The sequence below is a fragment of the Corynebacterium choanae genome, from assembly GCF_003813965.1.
Taxonomy (GTDB): domain Bacteria; phylum Actinomycetota; class Actinomycetes; order Mycobacteriales; family Mycobacteriaceae; genus Corynebacterium; species Corynebacterium choanae.
On the sequence record NZ_CP033896.1, the window covers coordinates 947063 to 971130 of the forward strand.

17 protein-coding genes are annotated in these 24068 nt (G+C 56.6%); 6 read left to right on the forward strand and 11 right to left on the reverse strand.

The window, feature by feature from the left end; translation table 11 throughout:
• Positions 1–72 precede the first annotated feature (72 nt).
• Positions 73–1653 carry an MDR family MFS transporter gene (locus CCHOA_RS03495; protein ID WP_123926929.1) on the reverse strand — a complete coding sequence of 527 codons (1581 nt, stop codon included), beginning with the start codon at positions 1651–1653 and terminating at the stop codon, positions 73–75.
• A gap of 1186 nt (positions 1654–2839) precedes the next feature.
• On the opposite strand from CCHOA_RS03495, the gene CCHOA_RS03500 reads away from it, so the two are divergent.
• From CCHOA_RS03500 to CCHOA_RS03515, 4 genes are all read left to right on the forward strand, one after another.
• Positions 2840–3616 carry a ZinT/AdcA family metal-binding protein gene (locus tag CCHOA_RS03500; protein WP_164472372.1) on the forward strand — a complete coding sequence of 259 codons (777 nt, stop codon included), beginning with the start codon at positions 2840–2842 and terminating at the stop codon, positions 3614–3616.
• Between the two features lie 986 nt (positions 3617–4602).
• On the forward strand, positions 4603–5796 hold the full coding sequence (locus CCHOA_RS03505; RefSeq protein ID WP_245992189.1) for a metal ABC transporter solute-binding protein, Zn/Mn family: 1194 nt from the start codon (positions 4603–4605) through the stop codon (positions 5794–5796).
• A 162-nt stretch (positions 5797–5958) separates the two neighbouring features.
• Positions 5959–6648: a metal ABC transporter ATP-binding protein gene (locus tag CCHOA_RS03510; RefSeq protein WP_123926935.1), complete on the forward strand. Its 690-nt coding sequence runs from the start codon at positions 5959–5961 to the stop codon at positions 6646–6648.
• On the forward strand, positions 6629–7444 hold the full coding sequence (locus CCHOA_RS03515) for a metal ABC transporter permease (protein WP_123926938.1): 816 nt from the start codon (positions 6629–6631) through the stop codon (positions 7442–7444). The genes CCHOA_RS03510 and CCHOA_RS03515 overlap by 20 nt, the downstream gene beginning before the upstream one ends.
• Before the next feature lie 163 nt (positions 7445–7607).
• On the opposite strand, the gene CCHOA_RS03520 is transcribed toward CCHOA_RS03515, so the two are convergent.
• From CCHOA_RS03520 to glpX, 4 genes are all read right to left on the reverse strand, one after another.
• The gene (locus tag CCHOA_RS03520) at positions 7608–8627 is read right to left on the reverse strand and encodes a methylenetetrahydrofolate reductase (RefSeq protein ID WP_123926941.1); all 1020 of its coding nucleotides are present in this window, start codon (positions 8625–8627) and stop codon (positions 7608–7610) included.
• Positions 8628–9283: 656 nt separating this feature from the next.
• The gene (locus CCHOA_RS03525) at positions 9284–9784 is read right to left on the reverse strand and encodes a hypothetical protein (RefSeq protein WP_123926944.1); all 501 of its coding nucleotides are present in this window, start codon (positions 9782–9784) and stop codon (positions 9284–9286) included.
• Positions 9785–10171: 387 nt separating this feature from the next.
• On the reverse strand, positions 10172–11575 hold the full coding sequence (locus CCHOA_RS03530; RefSeq protein ID WP_123926947.1) for a class II fumarate hydratase: 1404 nt from the start codon (positions 11573–11575) through the stop codon (positions 10172–10174).
• 562 nt (positions 11576–12137) lie between these two features.
• Positions 12138–13160, reverse strand: coding sequence for a class II fructose-bisphosphatase (gene glpX, locus CCHOA_RS03535; protein ID WP_123926950.1), 1023 nt, complete (start codon positions 13158–13160; stop codon positions 12138–12140).
• A gap of 656 nt (positions 13161–13816) precedes the next feature.
• On the opposite strand from glpX, the gene CCHOA_RS03540 reads away from it, so the two are divergent.
• Positions 13817–14452, forward strand: coding sequence for a DUF4245 domain-containing protein (locus CCHOA_RS03540; RefSeq protein ID WP_123926953.1), 636 nt, complete (start codon positions 13817–13819; stop codon positions 14450–14452).
• 481 nt (positions 14453–14933) lie between these two features.
• Here the strand turns inward: CCHOA_RS03540 and CCHOA_RS03545 are convergent, their stop codons facing one another.
• Entirely contained in the window at positions 14934–15212 is a 279-nt protein-coding gene (locus CCHOA_RS03545) for an exodeoxyribonuclease VII small subunit (RefSeq protein WP_123926956.1), read from the reverse strand.
• A 34-nt stretch (positions 15213–15246) separates the two neighbouring features.
• The gene (gene xseA / locus CCHOA_RS03550) at positions 15247–16500 is read right to left on the reverse strand and encodes an exodeoxyribonuclease VII large subunit (RefSeq protein WP_123930751.1); all 1254 of its coding nucleotides are present in this window, start codon (positions 16498–16500) and stop codon (positions 15247–15249) included.
• Between the two features lie 457 nt (positions 16501–16957).
• Between xseA and CCHOA_RS03555 the strand changes: the two genes are divergently transcribed.
• The gene (locus CCHOA_RS03555; RefSeq protein ID WP_123926959.1) at positions 16958–17932 is read left to right on the forward strand and encodes a 4-hydroxy-3-methylbut-2-enyl diphosphate reductase; all 975 of its coding nucleotides are present in this window, start codon (positions 16958–16960) and stop codon (positions 17930–17932) included.
• Between the two features lie 406 nt (positions 17933–18338).
• Here the strand turns inward: CCHOA_RS03555 and CCHOA_RS03560 are convergent, their stop codons facing one another.
• From CCHOA_RS03560 to CCHOA_RS03575, 4 genes are all read right to left on the reverse strand, one after another.
• Positions 18339–19607, reverse strand: a complete 1269-nt coding sequence (locus CCHOA_RS03560; protein ID WP_206425820.1) for a DUF6542 domain-containing protein — start codon at positions 19605–19607, stop codon at positions 18339–18341.
• Positions 19608–19923: 316 nt separating this feature from the next.
• A complete protein-coding gene (locus tag CCHOA_RS03565) occupies positions 19924–21576 on the reverse strand; it encodes a DNA recombination protein RmuC (RefSeq protein ID WP_123926964.1) in 1653 nt (550 codons plus the stop codon).
• Between the two features lie 459 nt (positions 21577–22035).
• A complete protein-coding gene (gene metS, locus CCHOA_RS03570; RefSeq protein WP_123926966.1) occupies positions 22036–22200 on the reverse strand; it encodes a methionine/alanine import NSS transporter subunit MetS in 165 nt (54 codons plus the stop codon).
• 90 nt (positions 22201–22290) lie between these two features.
• A complete protein-coding gene (locus CCHOA_RS03575) occupies positions 22291–23904 on the reverse strand; it encodes a sodium-dependent transporter (protein WP_123926968.1) in 1614 nt (537 codons plus the stop codon).
• Positions 23905–24068 lie beyond the last annotated feature (164 nt).

Below are 24068 nucleotides of genomic sequence, written 5' to 3' on the forward strand. Positions count from 1 at the left end.
AGTGTGCAGCGGAGCCACTGCCGAAGAAGGCCGGTGCTTTTTTAAAAACACAATGCTTGCTGTGCAAGCGGATTATTCGATGGTGTCTTTGAGTTTGTCTTCCCGCACAAAGAACAACAAGATGAGCGCTAACACTGCCAGCGGGCTGAGCCACAAAAATACTGGGGTGAGTGCGTCGTTATAGCTCAACGCAATTGCATCTTGGATGACTGCCGGCAACAGATTCACCGAGTCAGGGGTGATTGAAGAAGTGGCGTTGCCCTGCGACATGACAGCACCGATTTTTGCGGCCTGTTCTGGGGGCAAGGTGGTGATTGCCTGCGGCACGGTCACCGCAAGATGCTCTTTTAAGTTAGCGACAAATAAGCCACCCACCAGTGCGGAACCAAGCGAGGCGCCGATTTGGCGCACAAAGTTATTGGTTGCTGTTGCGGTACCAACCACAGCGATCGGGAAGGTATTTTGCACGATAAGCACCAGAATCTGCATCGCCATCCCCAAACCAAAACCAAGCGTTGCCAAGTAGCTGGAGACTTCAACAAGGGAAGAATCAGCATGCAGCCGCGAAAGCAGGATAAGGGCGATAAACACCACAGCTAACCCGGCGATGGGGAACCAGCGGTAGCGGCCGGTACGGGTCACAATCATGCCGACGACGATGGAGGTTACCGTGAGAGTAAACATCATAGGCAACAGCATCAACCCGGCATTGGTAGGCGAGAGATGATGCACCATCTGCAGATAGGTTGGCATATATCCCAGGGCACCAAACATGAAAATGCCCATGGTCAGGCCGGCAAGGGTGGTCAGCACAAAGTTTCGTTTGGCAAAGAGCCACAGCGGAATCAGCGGGTCGGCTACTTTCGATTCGACAATGATCAGCGCAATGGTTGCCACCACACAGATAGCGATGAGGGAGAGGATCATCGGAGAGGTCCACGCATAATCCCGGCCACCCCAGGTGACAAACAAAATAAGTGAAGTGGTCGCTACGGCCATGGTGAGCATGCCCAACCAGTCGAGTTTGCCGGGGCTGCGGCGGGCCGGCAACTGCAAAAATCGCCACGTAGCGGCAAGTGCAACCACGCCGAGCGGAATGTTGAACCACAAACCCCAGCGCCAGCCAGGGCCGTCGGTAAACCAGCCACCAGCAATAGGGCCTACCACTGAGGCGAAGGCGAACGCGCCACCCATGATGCCCATATATTTGCCACGTTGCCGGGCGGGCACCACATCGGCAGTGATCGCCTGGGAGAGAACCATCATGCCGCCGCCGGCCATACCTTGAATAACGCGCGCAATGATGAGTGCTGTCATGGAATGGGCGAAGCCGCCGATGATAGATCCGCCGACGAATGCGGCAATCGCAAAGAGGAAGAGTCCTTTGCGTCCTATCTGGTCGCCAAGTTTGCCGAACACTGGCAGGGCAATGGTTTGTGCCAACAGATAGGCAGTAATCACCCAAGCCATATGTTCAACACCGTGCAGCTCACCGACAATAGTGGGAAGTGCTGTGGCGAAAATCATTTGCCCCAGCGAGGACATGAGCATCGCACAGATCAGTGCGGTGAAAATCAGTCCAAGATGATTGCCGTTAGTTGGCTGCGGGGCGGGTTTGGCCTGCCGGGCAGGCGGAGAAACGTCAGTGGTCATAGCGAAAAAAACACCTAAGAACGAATAATAGAAGCCGCACCACTACCTGGCTCGGCAGGAAAGTGGAGTGACCAAAACCTAGAAGTATGCCCGGTTAGACCTGTATAGGCAGGCTATCGGGCAGCAAGCCTTGGAGCTGTCACCAAAACCGACGGTTGTATAAACCATGGTGGCAGCTGAGGCAACGAAATAGTGCGAAAGGCAGCCACCCTGCAGGGTGGGATATCTGCTGCGCACAACAACAGGGAAAAACAATCCATCCCCGGCGCACATGTCGTGGCTGGATTGCGCAAACCGCAACAATGCGGGATCACTGCGGTCACCGATTGTGTGACCATGTTGAGGTTTGCCTGCTCCCCACGGTCTTGGGCGACTGCATGCCGTCACGCGACCAAGTGGTGGGAACCAAACAATTGTAGAGCAATGATCGCCACAATACATTTTCGCAGCACTCCCAGTGAAACCTAGGCAACCAATATCCATAGCTGAACGTAACTGTGGAAGTGGCTGTTGTTGGGTATTTGCGGCAACTGATTTGTTAACGCGAAACAGGCACCCTGTATTCCATGCTGCTGGTGCAAACCCTTCCCTGGCCGCAACTAGCGATACGCAGGAGGAATAGCGGTGTATCCGGCCGGTGGTCTATCGCATCATCCGGGGCGATCGCTCGAGCTGGTGTCGAGATTTTCTGCGCTGCGGTAATTTATCGGATGCAATATGTGCAGCTTTTAGGAATTAGCTTGGAACGCCTTCCAGTTTTTATGCGTTACGCTGCAAGATCAATAACAGCTAATGAAACCGTTAATACTGCTTCATTGGTGTCCTGGTGGGAGACTTGCTGCGCTCAGCATTGTGGTGTCCGGATGGAAGCTATGCCAATGGCGGTGAGAGATTGGGCGTTGCAAGTTGTTGTTCATTGCGTTGTGGGGGAGATGCATGTTGCAGGGGTTGAAGACTGTGTAGTGGTGGTGCGCGGGCGAATTGCGGCCTTATGAGGCCGGTTTGCAGGCTCCCCTGCGGCAGGATCTTTGCTGGTGTTGAAGATCACAAATGGCCCCTGGTCTGGGGATTTTTGCACTCCACCCCTTTATTGGTATTTACTTTCAATAGTAGTGTAGGTAAGGTAACCGTAACTTCCGCTGATCTGGGTGCCGCCGGGGATGGGGAGAGTGTTCAATCACATCGTGTGAGTAATCGTTATCTCAACGGAAAACGGAGACCAAATATGCGTATCACCATGCACCCAACTATGAAGATCGCTGCAGTTTCGATCACTGCAGCCTTGACCCTTGCAGGCTGCTCAAACGCAGCACAAGATGATCTCAGCAAGGCCGCCGACAATGTGGAAAGCGCTGCGAAAACCGCTAGCTCGAACGCCTCAACTGAAGCTTCGAAAGCAGCTGAAGCAGTTTCCTCCCAAGCCTCGAAAGCAAGTGACGCTGCAAAGCAAGCCGCCACGAAAGCAACCCTGGCCGACTGGGATGGCACCTGGGTTTCCCTCGCCACCTATGTTGATGATCCAGACCTAGCCCCAGCGTTTGAGCATGAAGCCCAAGAACACGGCGAATCCGTCGATGCGCTGCAAGCAGAGCTGCGCGACAAATACGCCGCTCCGGTGGAGGGGCTGGTCATCAACGAAGATGAGATCACCTTCGTCACCAAGCGGGCTGATGTCGATAACCCGACGGAGCAGCCGGTGAAATATGTCTTCGACGATGCGATCGAAGACTCGCACGGCGCGAAAACCTTCACCTGGTTTGTGTTCAAAGCTGAAGGCGACGCACCGTATCCGTATGTGTTCCTCCTGCCTCGCCATGGGGAAGAGACCCTCGAGCACTTCCATGCACGCTTCGGCAGCGACAAAGATGCGCTGAAAAATGCGGACAACTTCCCAACATTCGTGGATCCGCAGCGCGCAACCGCAGCCCAGTTGGAAGAGGAACTGGTACACCACGGGCACTAGTCAAGTGGTCTCGCACATGACCTGATTCCTTCAACAATCAGCTCGCGGCGCAGCGGGGGCGGGCAGAAGCTGGGGTTGCATGCGGGCTTGGAGCAGACAAGCCCCACCCCGGCTCCAAGCATTACTGCATCCCAGGTGACATAAATTAGCCGGTAGCCAGTGTGGATGCGCAGCACAGCAGTGCACAAGTATTTGGCGCTGGAGCCACTACAAAGTGGTGATTTGCGCAAGCTTGCTGCGCTGCAGCTGTGGCCGTGGTAGAGGCATCGTCCCGAAGCCTGGAGCAAGGCCGAATGGTGTCTCTATCGGCTTTTCACCCCAGTGGGTGTATCGGCAGTTTTCACCTTCCGGGTTCAGCGAAAAGTTGGCACGGAAGCCGGGTGGACGTCAGCAGATCATGTGGTGCTGCTTTTGCACGATGAGCAAGCAATCCCTAATCCTGCTGGGGCTTGTCAGCTGTGCAATGTTAACTGTTGGCGCAAGGCTGTGGCGCAGCAGGCTATGCACCGCCGAAGCGCCATGCAAAATCTGCGGTGGGAGAGCCAGAATGGACTGGTTCTTCACCAGATAGTTCCGCAGCGGCTTTCCCTGGTTTTCCCAGGGGCTACAACCGTGCACCCTGCTGTGATAACACCACCTATGTCAGGTACTACGGGGTGTCGTCGCGATCGACGAGGCGCGAAACAGGTGTGCAACTGCGCCAACGACGATGACCGCACCACGCCAATCGCGATGACCACACCATGCCACCATTGGTGTTAGCAGAAGCATCCGCACCGGGGACAAGACACAAACGAACAACCATGATCGCAAGAATAAACCCGCGACTACATCTCTGGTCGCAGCAGCCAGATCGAGGAAGCAACCCTTCACCCATCAGCAGGTTGCACACGCTCTGCGCGCTGCTCGCATTGTTGTGTGTGCTCACCTTCGTGATGGCAGGATGCAGCGCACCCACCCAATCGCAACAACCACACAAGCCGGTGGTGTACGCCTCATTTTTTCCGATCTATTCCCTCACCCAGCGAATCGCAGGTGATGAGGTCGAAGTGCGGTCGTTTATGCCAGAAGGCCAAGACCCGCATCTGTGGGAGCCAACACCGAAACATATGGCTGACCTTGCCCGGGCAGATCTCCTCGTGGTCAATGGTGCGAATATGGAACCTTGGCTTCCACTAGTGCAGGCCGCGTTGCCGGATCTGCCAATCCTCAACCTTTCCGACTATGTAGAGCTCATCACCTACAAAGGTGCTGCCGCCCGCGGGGAATTCCAATTCCTGGGCGAAACAACCATTTCCAGCAATAAGAGCTACTCCATTGTTTTCGGACATACCCATGAATCATCAATGCGGGTAGCATTTTTCCCGAAACCAGAAGCTGCAACGACTGCACAGCTGGTGCAGCGTGGCCGGGAGATTATGCTCAGCGACGGACAGGACACCCGGCAACACACCACCATCGAGGTCAGCCCAGGTCAGGTGTATAACCTGACGATGGGGCACGAGTCAGGGGAAGTAGCATTCCGTTTCCCTACAGCAGGCCAATGGCTCATCGTCAGTGATCGGGCAAGCGAAGAAATCCTGCCCTATATTTTCACCGATGACCAAGGCAACACCGTTGCAACCCCGCCGGTAATCGAGGGCGGTTCAGCGAAAACGGATCATTCCACCTTCGACCCGCACTCCTGGCTGAGTATCGTCAACGGCAAACGCTACGCCAATGCCATCAACGTCGAGCTGAAAGACCGCTTCCCGGAATACGCCGATACGTTTCAACGCAACAAAGTGGAGTTGGTGAGTGAACTGACCACGCTGCAGGCGCAATTCGTGGAACGTCTCCAAGACGCACCCCGAAAAGAGTTCTTAACCGCACACAATGCGTTTGCCTATCTTGCCCGGGACTTTGGGCTCAAACAGTATCCACTGCAAGGGCTCACCACGAATGCGGCGCCGAAACTTGGTGTGTTAATTGAATCGATTCGGCTCGCGCACCGCAGCGGTATACCGGTGGTGTTTTATGAAGACGGCGAAGATCCCAAAATGGCAGAGGTGATTGCCGACGAGATTGGTGGCACTGCCCGGCCTTTGATCTCTATGGAACATGGCGACGCGCATACTGGCCAAGACTATGTGGGAATTACTCGTCGGAACTTGGAAATACTCTATGAGGCGTTGCGCTAATCAGACAGCAGCGATGGTCTGGTGCCCCAATGCGACGGTGAATCTCGGGTTTGCTGGCAAGGGTTGCAAAGTATCCTGGCTAGGCGAGGAGCCCCATGGGAGGCGCCGTTACACACCCCTAAAGATGAGCAATCAACGACAGAACCTCAAGGCAAAAAATCGATGACAACAACCCCCATTCTTGCCCGCGACCTCGGGTTTGCCTATGGTCGCCACGAAGTATTGCAGGGGATCACCCTTACGGTTGATCCCGGTGCGGTGGTGTGTATTACTGGTGAAAACGGCAGCGGCAAGTCAACTTTGTTGAAGCTGTGTACCGGTGCACTGACCCCCACCACCGGTGAGCTGACACTTTTTGGTGAACCGGCGACAAAACGTTCCGCGCTGCGCCATGTGGGCTATGTGCCGCAGGCAACCTCGGTGGAAAAACTTGCGTTCCCGATCACCTCCCGGGAATTGGTGGTGCAAGGTTTAGCACGCCACTTTGGGTTGCTCCACATCCCGAAAAACACCCACTATGAGCAGGCAGATGCGCTGCTAGAGACCATGGGGCTTGCTCCTGTTGCCACGGTGCCTTTTCCAGAACTTTCCGGTGGTCAACAGCAGCGGGTGCTCATTACTCGGGCGTTGATCGATAACCCGAAATTGTTAGTGCTAGACGAACCAACCTCCGGGGTGGATCGGGAAAGCCGCCGCCAATTCCTGGGGCTGATCGATGAACTGCACACTACCCGGGATCTCACCATCATGATCGTCACCCACACCATTGATGAGGTGGTGGCTTCGGTGGCTGTTTCACACCATTACCGCATTGAGCAGGGGAGGCTTCACCATGTGGCAACTCTTCGTTGAGTTTGAGTTTGTGCGCCGCACCATCGCGGTTGGGTTGATGTTGGCGGTCGCCATCCCACTACTCGGCATTGTCATGGTGGGGCGGCGGACATCTATGATGGCCGATGCGTTGTCGCACACCTCTTTGGCAGGGGTGGCTGTAGGATTAATTGCCGGATTTACCCCGGTAGCAGGAGCTGTCATAGTGGCAGTGATCGGTGCGTTTATTATCGAACTGTTGCGGAAGCGATTCCCACAATATGGTGATCTTGCCACTGCTGTGACGTTGTCCGCGGGGCTCGGGGTGGCGGTGATTTTGGCTGATCTTGCCCCCAGCGGGCGAAGCTTCGAGTCGTATCTGTTTGGCAGTATTACCGCGGTGACCCGTAGTGATGTGTGGTTTACCGCTATTGCCACCGGCCTGGTGGTGGTAGCAAGTTTGGTGTTTTACGGCGACGTGAAAGATATTGCGGTCGATCCAATATTGGCGAAAATCGCCGGCACCCGAGTCACAGTGATCAACGCACTGTTTACTGCTCTTGCTGCAGTCACTGTGGCATTGTCGGCGAAAGTGATCGGCGCGCTGCTGGTGGTATCGCTTATGGTGCTGCCTGTTGCTACCGCGTTGACAGTTGCCCGCTCCTATCGGGCAACCGTGTGGTGGTCGGTGGCTATGGGGGTGGCATACACCTTTATTGGGATCTCTGCTTCCTACGAGTTTGATCTTCGTCCCGGCGGGGCAATTGTGGTCACCGCCGTCCTGGGGCTACTCGCAGTGACTTGTTTCCGAATGATTCGCAAAGCCGGAAGAACCTAGCTCGGCTACATGACGTAACCTGCGGCCAAGTTTTCTGCATCATCTGTGCACATGCTTGGCCAGCCGCCAGGGTTGTGCCGACAGCGCAACAAGATGCTTTCGTCGCGGATTGTCGATGACTGCGTGATTGCAGAGCAGCGAAACACTCAAGGAGAGAGATGCGCTAGTTTTCGGTGAGCAATTCGGTTGCCCGATCAAGGGTGCGCAGCGCAGGTTCAGCCTGATTAAAGGTGTACAGGTGAATACCTGGGGCGCCCTCCGCGATAAGATCGACGATCAGCTTGCCGGCGAAGTTGTAGCCTACTGTAGCTGCGGCGGCGCTATCAGGTGCCGCGGATAAATCGGCGAGCAACCTTTCGGGGATTGGTACCCCGGTCAACTCATGTACCCGGTGCAGACGCCGTGCCTCAACAGGCGGCAAAATCCCTGGAATGATCGGAATTGTCACCCCTTTGGCACGTGCCTCGCGCACAAAGGTCGCATAGGTGTCAGCTGACCACACTGTTTGGGTGATGGCGAAATCAGCTCCAGCGACTTGTTTATGAACCAGCCGTTCCACTTCTTGAGCGACAGTGGTGCCTGCCGCCGGATTGCCATCGGGGAAGGCTGCCACCCCGATCCGCAGTGGACGCAGCGATGCGCGCAGCGCCTGGGAGGGGTGTTCCGCGCAGCGGGAAAATTCTTCCTGGCGGATAAGTCGTACGAGATCAGCAGCACAGGTGAGCGCATCATCGGCAGGCTGCCAGTCGGGGCGATTTGCCGGCGGATCGCCCCGGAGCGCCAAAAATGTTCGCACCCCGCTGTCCAGATAGTCATTGGTGATTTGGCGGACTTCATCAACGCTGGTTCCCACACAAGTAAAGTGCGCAATCGGTACGGTTGGTGAATCAAAAGCAATCGAATGCGTGACCTCCCGCGCGCCACGCCGGTCTTGGCCAGCAGCCCCATATGTCACCGAGATAAAGTCTGGTCGGCTGGCCACTAACTGCTCGAGTGTTGCCCAAAACTTTGGCGCTGCAGTCAGGTCGCGTGGCGGCATAACCTCAAAGGAGAACGCAACTTTTCCTTGCAGTAATGATTGCGGGGGATGCACACAAGTGTCATCCGTTTCGGCAGCAGCTGATCCTCCGGGAGCAGTGTCAGCAAAGGTGCGTGCCGGGCAGTATTGATGTGCGCGCAACATATGGTGAACCTTTCGCCGGGGGAATCAAAACGAATTGGGGGACTAGGGGGCTTGCTCCGGTTGCTGCACTGGTTCCTGCAGTGTGCCGTCTTAGGGGGATGGAATCCAGCTTCCTGTAGTCGCTACACGACTGTAATGCAGACCAAGCGGTACGGCAAGGATATTCACCAGTGAGTCAGGTGTGTTCGGGGGTGAAATGCAGGCTTGGTTGAAGCCTGCTTAAGTCCCGAAGGTCTAGAGTAGTCCCAGTTCGGATGCTAAGTTATTGCAACCTTCGGGGATGGGTCTTTTCCGGCTGGGCGGGGGTGGGAAGCGGTGGCAATTCCCACATTGACGGTGCGGTACTTAGTGAAAATAGACCGCTTGTTCTGTTGTTGGGTCGAGGGTGCCAGCAGGATCACAGTGGCAGCCTCACCATCCCGGTTGTGGGTTCCGCTGCTGAAGTCTTGGCAACGGGTATGCCGCAGATCAGCATATTTGTCATTCGCCGTCGTTGGTCTGCCCTGGATAACGCCATAGTGCAGCGAACATGCACATTGCATGTGGGGTCACGAGGCTGTGCGCGCATCCGTGCTCTGCGGAGTGAACCAACCTGAACACAGCAACGCCACACGCCCAGGTAGGGTGCCGGGAGTGTGGCGAGAGCAGATGCGGATTTATTGTGGACCAGGACGGCCGAGCGCATTGGCAACAGTGCCAGTAAGTTGGCTGGACCCAGTTTGCACATTCGAAGAAAAGCCAGTGAGCTGGTCGATAACCCCTTGGATTTGCGGTGGGTACATGACGCGACCGTCGGGATAGACCAGGCCACGCGACCGGGCAGCAGACTCGTAGGCTTGGGCAATGGTGGCAAGCACCATGACCGTGATGAGGATGCCTTTGTATCCGCCGATCGGGTTGACAATGCGAGAGGATAAACCGCGAATATGCCAGCCGAGACCAGGATCATTACTCGACGGCGCCGATGACAGACCAGGCTGTGCATAGTCGGGCACATTCGGGGTGAGGTTGCCGGTGGTCTCAGTGGTTTGGGTGGCAACCACTGGATCCTCAGTGGCCACAGTTTCAGCATGGGCGGGAGTAGTACCGGTGAACACTAATGTGGTCACCAACCCGGCGACATAGATTGCCTGGCGGCGACGACGAAAAACAGCCACGAAAACTCCTCTTGCGTTGGTTCGAACGTTGGCGACATGTCCAGTGGATCAACAAATGATGATGAGCTACCGATCAACGCGCCATGTGTAAGTGTATGTCATCGATGAGCAACAGCGTGTTTCATTCCCCAGGCAGTGACCAGATTCTTTATGCCTTCGGCAACCAGCCCGGCAGCGCATAGACGTCGTGTCACGCAGGGATGAACACAGGATTGTTTGGCTACCGGAAGTGCTGTGCACTTGTCCGCGCAGTGACTTTGGCACAGCAAGGCAAACCCCCCTTTTTCGTGTCTAGCCGCTGCACACGTCAAAGGCGGCTGACAACGAAAAAAGGGGGGTATCCAAGCATTGCCTACTGCAACGCGGTGGTTGCGCAGGTAACCAGGGCTACTTGTCGCGATCCGTGTTGCACATATCCAGCACGTTGAGTCGACGATCAAGCTCTTCTTCAGTGAGTTTGTCGCCATCGACGAAGCCGAGATCAATCACCGTCTGGCGGATGGTCTTGCCTTCTTTCAGGGCAGTCTTGGCAACCTTAGCCGCATTCTCATAGCCGATAGCAGAGTTCAGCGGGGTGACGATCGATGGGGAGGATTCGGCCAGGGTCTTCATCCGTTCGGTGTTCGGCTCAATGCCGTCGACGAGACGTTCCGCGAACACCCGTGCCGTGTTGGCGAGCAGGCGTGCCGATTCGAGTACATTGCGTGCCATCATCGGGATGAACACGTTGAGCTCAAAAGCTCCTTGCGCGCCGCCGAATGCCACGGCAGCATCGTTACCGATGACCTGGCAGGCAACCTGGGTTGCGGTTTCGCACAGTACCGGGTTGACCTTGCCGGGCATGATCGACGAACCTGGCTGCAGATCAGGGAGGTGGATTTCGCCGAGACCGGTGAGCGGGCCTGAACCCATCCAGCGGATATCGTTGGCGATCTTGGTCAGGGATACTGCGATACCACGCATCGCACCGGAGAACTCTACGAGCCCGTCACGGTTGGCCTGAGCCTCGAAGTGGTTGACGCATTCGCGCAGTTCTTCAACCCCGGTGAGTTTGACGAGTTCTGCGGTTACTTTCTCACCGAAGTCTGCTGGGGTGTTGAGACCGGTGCCGACTGCGGTACCGCCGATAGGCAGTTCACCCAGCCGTGGCAGCGTTGCTTCCACACGTTCGATACCAGCTTCGATCTGGCGAGCATAGCCGGAGAATTCCTGACCCAAGGTCACCGGAACAGCATCCATCAAGTGGGTACGGCCGGATTTGACGACCTGCTCCCACTCTTTGGCTTTCTTCTCCAGGGAAGCCTGCAGTACCTTCAGCCCTGGAATCAGGTCTTTCACAGCTGCTTCCGTCGCAGCCACATGGGTTGCGGTGGGGAAGGTGTCGTTGGAGGACTGCCCCATATTGACGTGGTCATTGGGGTGCACATCGACACCATTGTTCTTTGCGATCGAGGCGATCACTTCGTTGGTGTTCATGTTCGACGAGGTACCAGAACCGGTCTGGAACACGTCGATCGGGAATTCCTTATCGTGCAGCCCTTCAGCCACTTCCTTGGCGGCGCTAATAATTGCATCGGCTTGCTCGGCGTCAAGCAGGCCACGATCCTTGTTCACCTGGGCGCAAGCTGCTTTTAACAGACCCATTGCGCGGATCTGTGCAGATTCAAGACCGCGCCCAGAGATTGGGAAGTTTTCCACAGCACGCTGGGTTTGGGCACGCCACAGGGCATCCTTGGGTACCTTCACTTCACCCATCGTGTCGTGTTCGATGCGGTATTCCTGCTCACTCATATGGTTTTCTCCGATGGTTGATGATCATGGTGTAGTGCTGTTGCCTGTGTCGCAACAGTGGTGTGTTGCTGCACAGACATATGACAAGCACAAGTGTTTAGTTGGGTGCTATCCCACTGTTGGCCTGTTGCGGAATCAACCCTGTGTCAACGGCTTCCGTGGTACATGGGGCGGCCGAAGCGGTTGTTTCCGCATTGGGCGCGGGGACATACCTAGTAGCCATTATTGCGGAAAATCGGCCGTTTTGGGGTGAGCTTGTCGCAGAATTTTCCGCACAGTGAGCTAGCTCGCAGCAAGTGAGTGCCCCCGGCTTCCGCCAATTTCGGGTGTCTGCTGGGTCATGAAGGCAAAAAACAGGGGTATTCAGATCAGGGAGCAGGACTCGTGGTGGATTCCTCTGTAGCTTTTGCCTTCGAACAACCCGTGGGACGCCGACACCGCCTGGTAGTGGCATACCGGGCGGTGTCAGTAAAGAAGGGGCAATGCTGTAGCGCTTCCGTCGCAGTATCCCTGCACTGCGGCCTTGCTCGAGGGGTAAGAGCATGGACGCTGGCGCCGCAGGTTAGACGTTGGCGTTTTTCATCTGCTCAAAATTGTCGACTTCATAATCTTGCAGCTTGGAAAGCTGATGGATCGACTCGATAAACCGAATAGTGCCTGAACGGGAACGCATGACCAGTGACCGGGTGGTCGCTGAGGAGTCACGATAGGACACGCCCCGCAACATGTCGCCGTTGGTGACACCGGTGGCGACGAAGTAGCAGTCGTCGGACGACACCAGGTCGTTGGTGCCGAGCACCGTGTCGAGATCCAGTCCCGCATCGATGGCTTTTTGGCGTTCAGCTTCGCTGGTGGGATGTAAAATGCCTTGGATCTCGCCGCCCATACACTTCATTGCGCAGGCAGTGATAATTCCCTCCGGGGTGCCGCCGATACCCATCATGATGTCGACGGAGTTTGTCGACTGGGCAGCTGCAACAGCACCGGCGACGTCACCGTCACGAATCATCCGGATCTTCGCGCCAGCTTCCCGAATCTCGGTAATGAGTTCTTCGTGGCGGGGGCGGTCAAGCACCACCACAGTCACGTCATGAACCGGGATACCTTTTGCTTTCGCGACCACTTGAATGTTGTGGGCAACAGGAGCTTCAATATCGATTTTGCCGGCTGCTTCCGGGCCGACCGCGATTTTTTTCATGTAGAACACCGCCGACGGGTCATACATGGCGCCGCGTGCGGAAGCTGCCAGTACAGAGATCGCATTCGGGCGGCCTTCGGCCATCAGGGTGGTGCCATCGACCGGGTCGACTGCAATATCCACATCGTTGCCATATCCGGAGCCGACAGTTTCGCCGTTGAACAGCATCGGTGCTTCGTCTTTTTCACCTTCGCCGATCACAACCACGCCGCGCATGTTCACCGAGTTGATCAGCCGACGCATTGCATCAACAGCAGCCCCGTCGCCTTCGTTTTTCTTGCCGCGCCCAACCCACCGGCCGGCGGCAAGTGCGCCAGCTTCGGTAACCCGGACTAATTCCAGTGCAAGGTTTCGGTCGGGCAGTTGCAAGGTTTTAAATTCGGTCATCGAATATCCTTCGTAAGTTTTTATTGTCCGCCTGGCGGCAAGGGCGATGATTCGATTCCGGTGCGAGTGACATTCGGCAGCCGCCCACCCTTCGGCGGCGGTGGGGTAATCCACGGCGCCACAGGGGAGAGTGCTGGCAAAGCATTGCACGTGTGTGTTTGTCGATACATCGGACGGAATCGCCGCTATTCATTGTTACACCCTGTGCGGACTACCGGGGAAGGTTTTAGGTGCACCTGCCCAGTATTTACCCTCATTTGGGCGGGGGCGGCGTGGCAACATTCACCCCGTCGATGAGAAGCCTGCCGTAATTGGTATGCCCTTTGGGGGTAGTGTCTGCCTGCTGCTACGCGCCGGGATAGCCGTGCGCAACACGCAAGCTGTGCTCGTGCAGCAGCGGGTCGATGCCGGTAAACACTTGTGCAAGGACGAGTTGATCAAGCCGTACAACTACGCTGTGCTTCCATTCGTTGCAACCGGCATCGCGGCGGCTTGTCCACCTACAAGGAGCTGCGCATCCTGCTCATATCGGTTGCATCGGTGCAGGAAGTCAGGTCGCACCCGGTGGAAAGGTTCGCTTCTTGTCTGCAAGCCTGAATGCGTCAGCTTCACCCGCCGCACCGCTGACAAGGGGGCGATATGTCATACTAGGCAGCGTGTCGGAAGCGAAACCAAGAATCTTTCAAGACAGTCGAGATATGCTGCTCTCCCTCGGGGTGTGCTTTGTAGTGATCCTGCTGGCGATCTCGTTTACCGGGTTGTGCAGCTTCAATCCGGGAACCCCGGAGTCTGGGCCGGTGCGGGAAGTTGATGCGGAAACCATTTTCGATCTGGAAGCACGAGCAATGCCATTTCCAGTGATTTTGCCGGAAACCCCTAAAGGGTGGGTGGCAAACGCTGCCAGGCGCACGAATGTGCATCGGCATCCGGCACCGATTGTCGGCTGGGTGACTAAAGACATGGCATATTTGCAGCTGCTGCAAACAGATCAGCCTGCCGATGTCACCGTCGACGACTTTGACGAGATTCCGCGGGAACATACCGACACCGTGGACATTGCTGGGCACACCTGGAAAAAACTAGAACCCACCCATGATCGGGGTAAAGACACGTTGTGGATCACCGATGCCGGGCAGGTTCGCTGGTTAGTAACCGGCACGGCAGGCGATGCAGAATTCCGTGAGCTTGCCACCAATATTGCTGCGGCTACACCGTTGCGTGCCCCAGCAGATCCCCTCCCGGAAAATCCCGATCAGCAGGCACCTGCGGTGGAACAACAAGCAGCCGGTTAAACTGCCCGAAACAACAGCGCGATGCAGGAAAACAGCAGGTCTGCGGGATAACGCTTGTAAACAACCAAGTGTTCATGCCAGCTGCGGAAAAAACAGGGTGATAGATAGGTGCAAGTCGCGGCCGACTGGGGCACCTAACTGCAAGACAGCAGCGTTACGGCTTGGCAACAACACCGTAATTGGGGCCTGCAACCAGATCCTTGCTGGCTGGGCGATCTGCTGTGGTGGCGCGCCGGGGCGTAGCCAAAGGGGCGTTGTGGGGTGAAGTGCGCATCCGTAAACCGCTGAAACCGCCCCCAACCCTGCCGTGTTGTACCAGTTCTCCTTGCCGAAGGGCGAAACACTGCCGTGCTCACGTGTTGCGGTTGCCATCGTGGAGAGCAGGCGACAAGACGAGGAGTGCTCAAGCTGTACAGCAGGTGGCCGAACACACCTGCGGATGCACAGGTGTTGTGTTGATTGCGGCGTGTTGCCTGGGGGACTATTCGGCTGGCTGCGTATCGGTGGATTGATCCGGCCGAGAAGCCGCAAGTGCCTGCTCGACCCGCTGTTTTGCACCGGCAAGATGCTCTTCGCAGCGGGCAGCTAATGCTTCGCCCCGCTCCCAATAACGTAAGGCTTCATCGAGATTCATCTCGCCGCGTTCCAAAATCGATACTGTTTCTAAAAGTTCGTCACGGGCCTGTTCATAGTTGAGCTCTTCCACCGGGGTGATCGCATCGTCCCGAACTTCGCCATTGCCAATGACATCACGGTTCATTGAAAAACGTCCTTTACTGGTTGTGGTGGCTTGGCTATTTCGCTGGTTCGCGGTGAATACCCGCCGCCGAGATTGACCCGTCACTGACCCGGATGCGCAGCTGTGCACCCGGTGGTGCCTGCTCGATAGAAGTCACCACCTTGGCTTGTTTTGTTTCCCGGTCAATTACCTGCACCACACTATAGCCCCGGGCTAGGGTCGCAGCCGGACCTAGTGCTTCTACCCGGGCACGCAATGCTAAGGTTTCCGCCGACGCGGCAGCAATGCGCGCCGCAATTGCCCGCCGGGCACGCTGCTGCTGTTCACTGACGAGTTCACGTTGCTGTTCCACAATCGTCAATGGTCGAGCTAACACCGGTCGGGAACGAATAGCGGTGATCAAGGATGATTGTTGATCCACCCAGCCGCGCAGTGCCGCAGCAGATCGCTGTCGCATATCGGCAAGCATCGCCCGTTCCTGAAACGCATCGGGGGCGACAGTTTTCGCCGCATCTGTTGGAGTGGCAGCCCGCACATCAGCGACCTCATCCAAAATTGGCCGGTCAGGTTCATGGCCGATTGCAGAAACCACCGGTGTTTCTGTCAGATACACTGCCCGAATCAGGGACTCTTCAGAAAAAGGCAGCAGATCCTCCACCGAGCCGCCGCCCCGCGCAATCACAATCACGTCCACGTCAGGATTTTCATCGAGCTGTCCTAATGCCCGAATAATCGCCGGTGCCGCCGCCGCCCCCTGCACTGGGGTGTTAATTATCGTGAAATGCACTTCTGGCCAGCGGCGGGTCGCAACTTCAATCACGTCACGCATCGCATGCGAATTATCGCCAGTAATTAGCCCAATACTCTTGGGCACCATAGGAAGTCGTTGTTTTCGCGACTGGTCAAACAGCCCCTCGCGGGCAAGCTGACCCCGCAACAGATCGATGCGGGCTTGCAGATCACCGGCGCCCAAATGATGCACCTGCTCCACCCACAGCGAGAGTTCGCCCCGTTTGACGAAAAACTCTGGTTTCGCCAACACCACCACCCGCATACCGTCGGTGAGCGGCACCGGCGACTGCGTATAGGCGCGGGTATCGATCCGCAAACGGATGGATGCTTCCGCACCACTATCGCGCAACACCGCAAATGCTGAAGCCCAATTGGGTTGGTAGCGAATCTCGGTGAGTTCACCCTCGACCCACACTTTGCCGAGTTTGGCGATCCACAACCGTATTTTCTGGTTGACGGTCTCTACCGCCCACGGACGCTCGAGTGAAGTCGGCGCTGAGGCAGCCACCATGATCATCCCCTTCTCCCTGAACAACTGCAGCGTGCCAAGGTCTTCCGGCGCCGCGGCAACGCCACCACATGCTATACCGCCAACGACATCAACAGCCATCTCACCACCAGCAGCACAGCATCGACAGACCACTGTACTGCAGGAAGATGCATCACATCTCACCGGGTTACACCGGGTGACTGCTGCAGGGTGCCCCTTACAACTTAGCGGATCTATCCACAACGGTCCCTTTTTTGACCTGTTGCGCCGGGCAGCTGGTTCCACCTTTACACTGATTCCATCGCACCCACATCATCTTCCACCACAGGTTGCCTGCCTAAGCGGCACCTAATTGATGCAGCGACGAAACATCCAGCCAAGCAGGCTTTTTCGCAGCCTATTTTCTCAGATACCCCCGAGCTACGACACTGATCAGGCAGGTGGCTGTTCACGGTCACGCACGAAGTGGGTTAGGGTAGTGGCCATGACCAGCAGTGCAGAACAACAGTGTGACCGCATCGTCTACCTTGCCGCCCCTCGCGGATATTGCGCCGGTGTTGACCGCGCCGTCGAAACAGTAGAACGGGCGCTCGCCCAATATGGTGCACCAGTATATGTCCGCAAAGAAATCGTGCACAACAAATATGTTGTCGATACGCTGGCCAAACGCGGTGCCATCTTTGTTGATGAAACCACCGAAGTTCCCGCCGGTGCGCACTGTGTGTTTTCTGCACACGGTGTCTCCCCGCAAGTTCATGCGGAAGCACGACAGTTGCAGCTTCACACCCTTGACGCGACCTGTCCGCTGGTGACGAAAGTGCACAACGAAGTGAAACGCTTCGTCAAACAGGGCTACAAGATTCTCTTTATCGGTCACGAAGGCCATGAGGAAGTCGAAGGCACCATGGGCGAGGCGCCGATGGATGTGTTCCTTGTCGACAAACCCGCCGACATTGACAAGCTCAGCTTCCCAGCAGATCAGAAACTCATTTGGCTCTCCCAAACCACCCTGTCCGTCGATGAAACCATGACGATGGTGAATCTGCTGCACGAACGCTTCCCCAACCTGGAAAATCCCCCCAGCGACGACATCTGCTACGCCACCCAAAACCGGCAGGTCGCAGTCAAAGCGATCGCCCCAAAATGCCAGTTGATGATTGTGGTGGGGTCGCAGAACTCGTCGAACTCGAAACGACTCGTTGAAGTTGCCCTGCAGCATGGGGCTGATGCTGCCTACCTGGTGGATTATGCCCACCAAATTGATCTCAGCTGGCTCGATGGTGTTTCGGCGGTGGGGCTCACCTCGGGGGCGTCTGTCCCAGAGATCCTTGTCCGGGAAGTATTGGAACTGCTCGACAATCATGGCTTCCACCGGGTGGAAGAAGTCACCACAGCAGTAGAAAAGCTGTCCTTTGCGCTGCCCCGGGAAGTTCGGGCTGCTCGCAACACCAGCAGCTAGCACCGTGTTTGCCTGGGCAGTTTGCCTGCTAGCGTTGCCCACAACTGTTAGGCGACCACAGCCTGTCCTTGCAGCACGACTAGGTGTGTGCATACTGCTGCCGGCAGCCGGCTGCCTGTGACCTGTCATGGTTCTTGGTGCTGCGCATGCCTGGCGCTATCTGGGTTGCTTGCGGTCTTGCGAACACAAGACGGGGATTGCCCATTTCCACCGTTGTTGCACAGGCAGCAAGCCAAGCAGCAGGCTTTTTGGTTTATTAACCTTGGCCTGTGGCAGGTTCCAAGTATTGACGCAGTACTGGAGTGACCCGTGCTTGGACGGGAATGGAAAAACTACGAGCGTGAGCAATCGTTGGAAGAACACCAAGGGTTGCTCACGCTCTCGGCGTTATGCTGTTGCATCGTCGCTATTCGTCGTCGTACAGATTGTCATCCAACCAGGTATGCCGAGCCGGGCGTCGGGTCGCCGGTGGGGTAGTCGCAGACGGTTGCGAGGGAGGGACTTGTCGGGTCGGATATTCCACCGGTGGCACCGGTCGGGCTGGTGGGCGCGCCGGAGTGTGTGACGGTGCCGCTGGCCGTCCAGCTGCGGTGTGCTGCTGGTATTGGTGGGCTGCCCGCTGGCGGCGTTGTGCAATATCTTGCTCGTCGAGTCGGCGAACCGGTTTGATCGGATAGGGGCCTGCTGTGCGGCCAGGTTTGGCGGCAGCAGGTGCCGAATGCGCGGAGGGCGATGCATAGGGCTGGGCTTGGGGCGGCTGCTGCGGTCGGACGATGGGACGTCGCCTCGTTGCTGCTGCCTGCTGTGGATCATTCGCCGTTTCCACCGGGTGCGGTGTTGCCGGGTTGATGTGTGGGTGGAAGGGCTGCGGCGCCGCCGGTGGTACAACCGGGGTGCGTGGCCGTGCCCGTCCCGGCACTGCTGGTTGTGGGGTAGCGCTGCTGCGCCGCGCCACACTGCGGGTGGGAAGCGGTACCGGGTCACTGCCGGGAGTTGTCGATTGGGGTGAGTTTGCAGCGACTGCAGTGGTCGGTGTGGAGCGCTGCTGCAGGCGGGCACGCCGTTCCCGCCGTTCCCGGCTGAGCTGATCGACAGTGACTGCTGACGCATCGCCTGGGCGGGGGCGGCGGGCGGCTCGCCGTGCTGTACGGGCAGTGGAGACGTTGTCCTTATCGGCTGCCCGATCTACTGCATGAGCCCGCCGGGCACGCACCACAGCATCTTTGTAGCGGCGGTGGGCAAGCCACCATCGCAGCACGGCAATAGCTGTTGCAATTCCGGTGATTGCCAGCAGCGAAGGGAAATGTTGGGCGAGGGGATACAGCGAGGTGAGGATATCTGTTTTGGAGATCCGGGAATCATCCGCACTGGCCATCGAGGAGCCGATATAGCCGGCAGTTAGCGGCACAACCAGACCAAAGATGATAGGGATCAAGGTGGTTTGGAGATACACCGCAGAAGTTTTCACCATACTCACCGATAGCACTGCCCCGATCCCAAACAGCATGACAAAAATCATGGTGATGCGGGTGGCATCAATAGCCTGCCAGGCGGCTAAACCAGTTCCGGTGAAAAGCACTAAGGTAGCGATAGCCGGCGAAACACCAACGTCACGCACGGTGACTGCAGGTCCGGCTGGTGCACTAACTTGAGGGCGCTGATTCACGACTGTCATGCTACCGAACGTTGCGAATAAACCGAACCAACCACACGCAAAACTCGGCTATCACCCACCCATGCGGGTTTATTGTGCCCGCCGCACCACTAAGGGGCTGGTGGGCATCGGGGTGACCATGGGGATGCGCGGACTGCCTTGTGGATTCAACTGCGGGAAACGCATGCTGCGCACGGTGCAACGATCCCTTGGCCTGCAGGGGCGGAAAAATACTCCAACTCAGCGACACTTTGTGCAGAGTTGCTGCACTGAGACACATCTGCGGGCTTCTTGGGCGGCTGGGGGAACGGGTTGTTCATCCAGCTTGGGTGCGCGGTTATCCAACCTGTCCATCGGGCAGCTGCCCTTCGGCAACCTGAGGTGGGGTGTTGCCAGTATCTTCCCGTGCATGACCAGTCTCATCCGCATACCGGCTACTGTGCTGTGGATCAGTGGCAGAAGGCAGCGGTGAGTCTGCTGTGTGCGGGAGTTTTGGTCCTTGTTGCAGCAACACTTCCTGCGGGTCAGCAGTATCGTCGAATCGTCGGTCACGGTCACTATTTGGCGGATTGGGCACCACTGTAAGCGGCGCGGTGCCGTGTTGCTCATCAGCTCCCGCTGATCCGTGATGCTGGTGGTGATCATTGCTGGTGGTGTGCGGTGATTGCGTTGTTGCGCTGGTTCTATGAGCCAAGCCTGGTTTCGGATCAGAGGCGAACATATCACCACTCAATCCCGCAGGGGAGGGTTGCCGAGTTGGTGGCTGTGCCGGCGTGGGTGGTGTTGATGCGCCGCTAGGCGTGGATGGTGTTGATGCGCTGCTTTGCGTGGGGTGTGCCGGTGGGACTTGTTGGGCGTGAGCTGTTTGCATCAACCGCACCGGCTGGCTAATGGTGGCAAGTGGGGCGTCAGTAGCGGTATTGCTTTCCACGACCTGTAGTTCTGCAAGTGATCGGGCGGTGACGGTGAGGCGTGAATCCAAACTGGCAGTTGTGGCATTAAAGGTTTCTACGGTTTTGGTGAGCTGTTGCCCAAGTTTGTTGACATGGTCGCTGACCACACCGAGTCGGTGATAGAGCTGTGCGCCGAGTTGTTCGACTTTGCGTGCCCGCTGCGAGACTGCTTCTTGTCTCCATCCCAGCGACACTGTTCGCAGCAGCGCCAACAAGGTGGTTGGGGTGGCCAACACAATGTTGTTGCCAAAGGCATATTCCATCAAATCGGGATCGACCCGGAATGCTGCATCCAAAAATGGATCAGCTGGCACAAACATGATGGTGAAATCCGGGGCGGGTTGAAAATATTTGGGATAGTTTTTGTTTTTCAACGCCTGAATATGGCCACGGACATGATTGGCGTGGCGAACCAATAGTGCCCGTTGTTCAGCCTCATCGGTGGCATCCTGGGCTTCCTGCCATGCCCGTAGCGGTACTTTTGCGTCCACGACAATGGTTCGATCCCCCGCGAGACGAATCACCATATCTGGCCGATGAGAGATGCCATCTTCACTGCGGTGGACTTGGGTATCAAAGTCACAATGTTGCTGCATTCCGGCGAGTTCTACGACGCGTTGAAGCTGCATTTCGCCCCAGCGGCCGCGCACTGTTGGATTGCTTAACGCGGATGCCAGACGCAGCGTCGCATCGCCGAGCCGAGTCGATAATTCCCCGACATGGTGCACCTGATGAACCAGCTGGGTAGATGATTGGGCGTGTTCGACCTCGAGGGCGCGAACCTGTTTCCCTAATTCCCGTAAGGCTTGCTGGAGCGGAGCCACCGACACACCCACTGCCTGGGTGATGGTGTGCTGTTGATCGCGCGCCAACTCGGCTCGGTCGGCCCGCATCGTCGCGGCAAGCATCGCGGCTTCATCCTGTTGCCGCTGCGAATCGGTGGAGCTACGAGTGAGTTGCACCCGCACACCAATGAGCAACCCGATAGCAACACCAATAGCGAGCATGGCCAGTGCCAGAACCACTTGAGAACCCATAGCAGCACACTGTGTCAGATAGCGTGCACAACTGCGCCACAACCGGAAAGGAAAATACCCCAGACTTGTTCGAAAAAAGAGCCGAACACCCACTTTCTAGGGATTATTTTCGCAGCTGAGATGCTGAACAGTGGCAAGCATGCGTTGTTCGAATACCGTGTGGTGTTGGGATCGGTTGAAAAGGGCCAGTGCTGTTCTAAAAACTAGCAGCCCCCAAGGAGGCGACCTGATATCTTAGCGATCCCCACCCCAGGCTCTGCTGCACCCTTGCCTGACAGTGCCCCGCCAGACTTGAGGGGCAACTAAGTGGTCAGCGGCATACGGTGGTGATAGCAACAGCAGCACTGCCCGCACGAAAAGGCGAGTAGTGCTGCTGGGAGGCGAGATCCTGATTTTTTTCAACAAACCTGTGTCAAACCAGGTAAACGGTGAGGTTGGTTGAACTGCGGATTGCGATGCTTACTGCTGATAGCTGCTTAAAACCTCATCGGTGGCGTATTGGGATTCACCCAGGACACCGGATTTTTCGTCTGGATGCCGACGCAGTGCCAGCACGCTGACTAGCAGTCCGCCCCAGATCACGACCATAAACAGCACCATCATCATGATTGCGATACCACTCATGTTGTTTGCTCTTTCCTTGTTGTTCGCACCCTAAGCGTATGGCGGTGTGAGGATGCGAAGACGGTTGGTTGTGCGTTGCCGGAACTCGGGTTAGTGCTGTTCGACAGCGAACCCGGCGTGGCGACGACGTGGCTGATATTTCTGCGGAATATCAATCGTGCGAACGAGATCGGAGTCCACCCCGAAGTCGGAGCCAGGAGGGCCTTCCAGCGCCAGGTTGCCTCGCCAAGGAATGACCGACAATACGAATGCGCTAACGATGATGAATCCGAGAACGCCCCAGCCAAACATGTTGATCTGGGCGGGGGCGTAGCCGCCGTAGGGTTCTTTGATGAGCGTGATGAGTTCTTGGATGAGGCTGTAGCCCAACACGATGGTGGTCAAGTTGGTGACGCAGATGCGCCACACGGTGCCAACCTGGAAGGAAGAAACAGCGTTGAGGTGCAGCGCCATTTCGTTGATGCGGCGCAATACCCAGTCGATAGCAACGATGGCAATCAGAGCGATGGCAACAATGCCGACGTTGTTGGTGAACTTGTCCATGACATCCAAAGTGGCCAGTCCGGAGGTGGTGGTAAAGCAAGCTAACGAGATCAATGCCATGGCCACACCGACACCAATTGCGGTGGGTTTCCGGGAAAGATTGAACTTATCTTTCACCCCTGAGACCACCACTTCCAGCAGGGAGAACATCGAGGTAAATCCGGCAATGGTCAGTGAACCGAAGAACAGCACCCCGAAGATGGAACCAAATGGCATCTGGGAGATGATGGTGGGGAAGGCGATAAACGCCAGGCCGATACCCGAAGTTGCAACCTCGTCGACGGCCATGTTTTGCTGCTGTGCCATAAAGCCCAATGCGGAGAACACACCAATGCCGGCCAGCACTTCAAAGGAAGAGTTGGCAAATGCGGTCACCAGACCGGTGCCGGTTAAGTTGGTGCGCGGCTTCAAGTAAGAGGCGTAGGTCAGCATGATGCCGAAGCAGATCGACAAGCTGAAGAAGATTTGTCCATAGGCGGCAATCCACACGCCCGGGTCTTTCAGTGCCTCCCAGTTGGGGGTGAAGAAAGCGTCAAGGCCTGTAGCAGCCCCTGGCAGCATGACCGCGGCGATGACAACAGTGATAAACAGCACCGTCAAAATCGGCATAAAAATCTTCGAGATTTTCCCGATACCTTCGTCGACGCCCATAGCCAACACGATGATGCAGACGATCCAGACGACAGCAACAGCGATCGCGATTGGTGCGACGATGTTAAAGGAGAAGGTTTGCTCCGGGTCGAACTGGAGGAAATCGGTCATGAAATATTCATCCGGTGATTCACCCCAGGCTTGTGTGAAGGACTTGATGGTGTACAGCCCAGACCAGCCGATGATCGCCGCATAATAGATGGTGATAAAGAAGCAGATACCAACTTGGATCCAGCCAATTGGTTCTGTCCAGGCGCGAATACGACGGAAGGTCAGCGGCGGGGAGCCGTTGAATCGGTGTCCGATCGCATAGTCCAAAAACAGCAGGGGGATGCCTGCGGTAATCAGCGCCACCATGTAGGGGATGAGGAAGGCGCCGCCGCCATTTTCATATGCAACATAGGGGAAACGCCAAATGTTGCCCAAGCCGACTGCTGAGCCGATGGCGGCCAGCAGGAAGGCGATTCGGGTGGAGAATACCTCGCGTTTCACGGGGGTTTCTGTAGCCATGAGCCGACCTTTCGCATGGATTCGTTGACTGGTCTGTGTCGGTATCCGGGGGTGTTCGTGTGTCGCTTAGGGACACTCGCTTGATGACGGACACCTGAGTGTGTGCTTAAAAGATAGCAAAGACTTCCCACAATATGGAATTGATCGTTCATATAATGGAACTC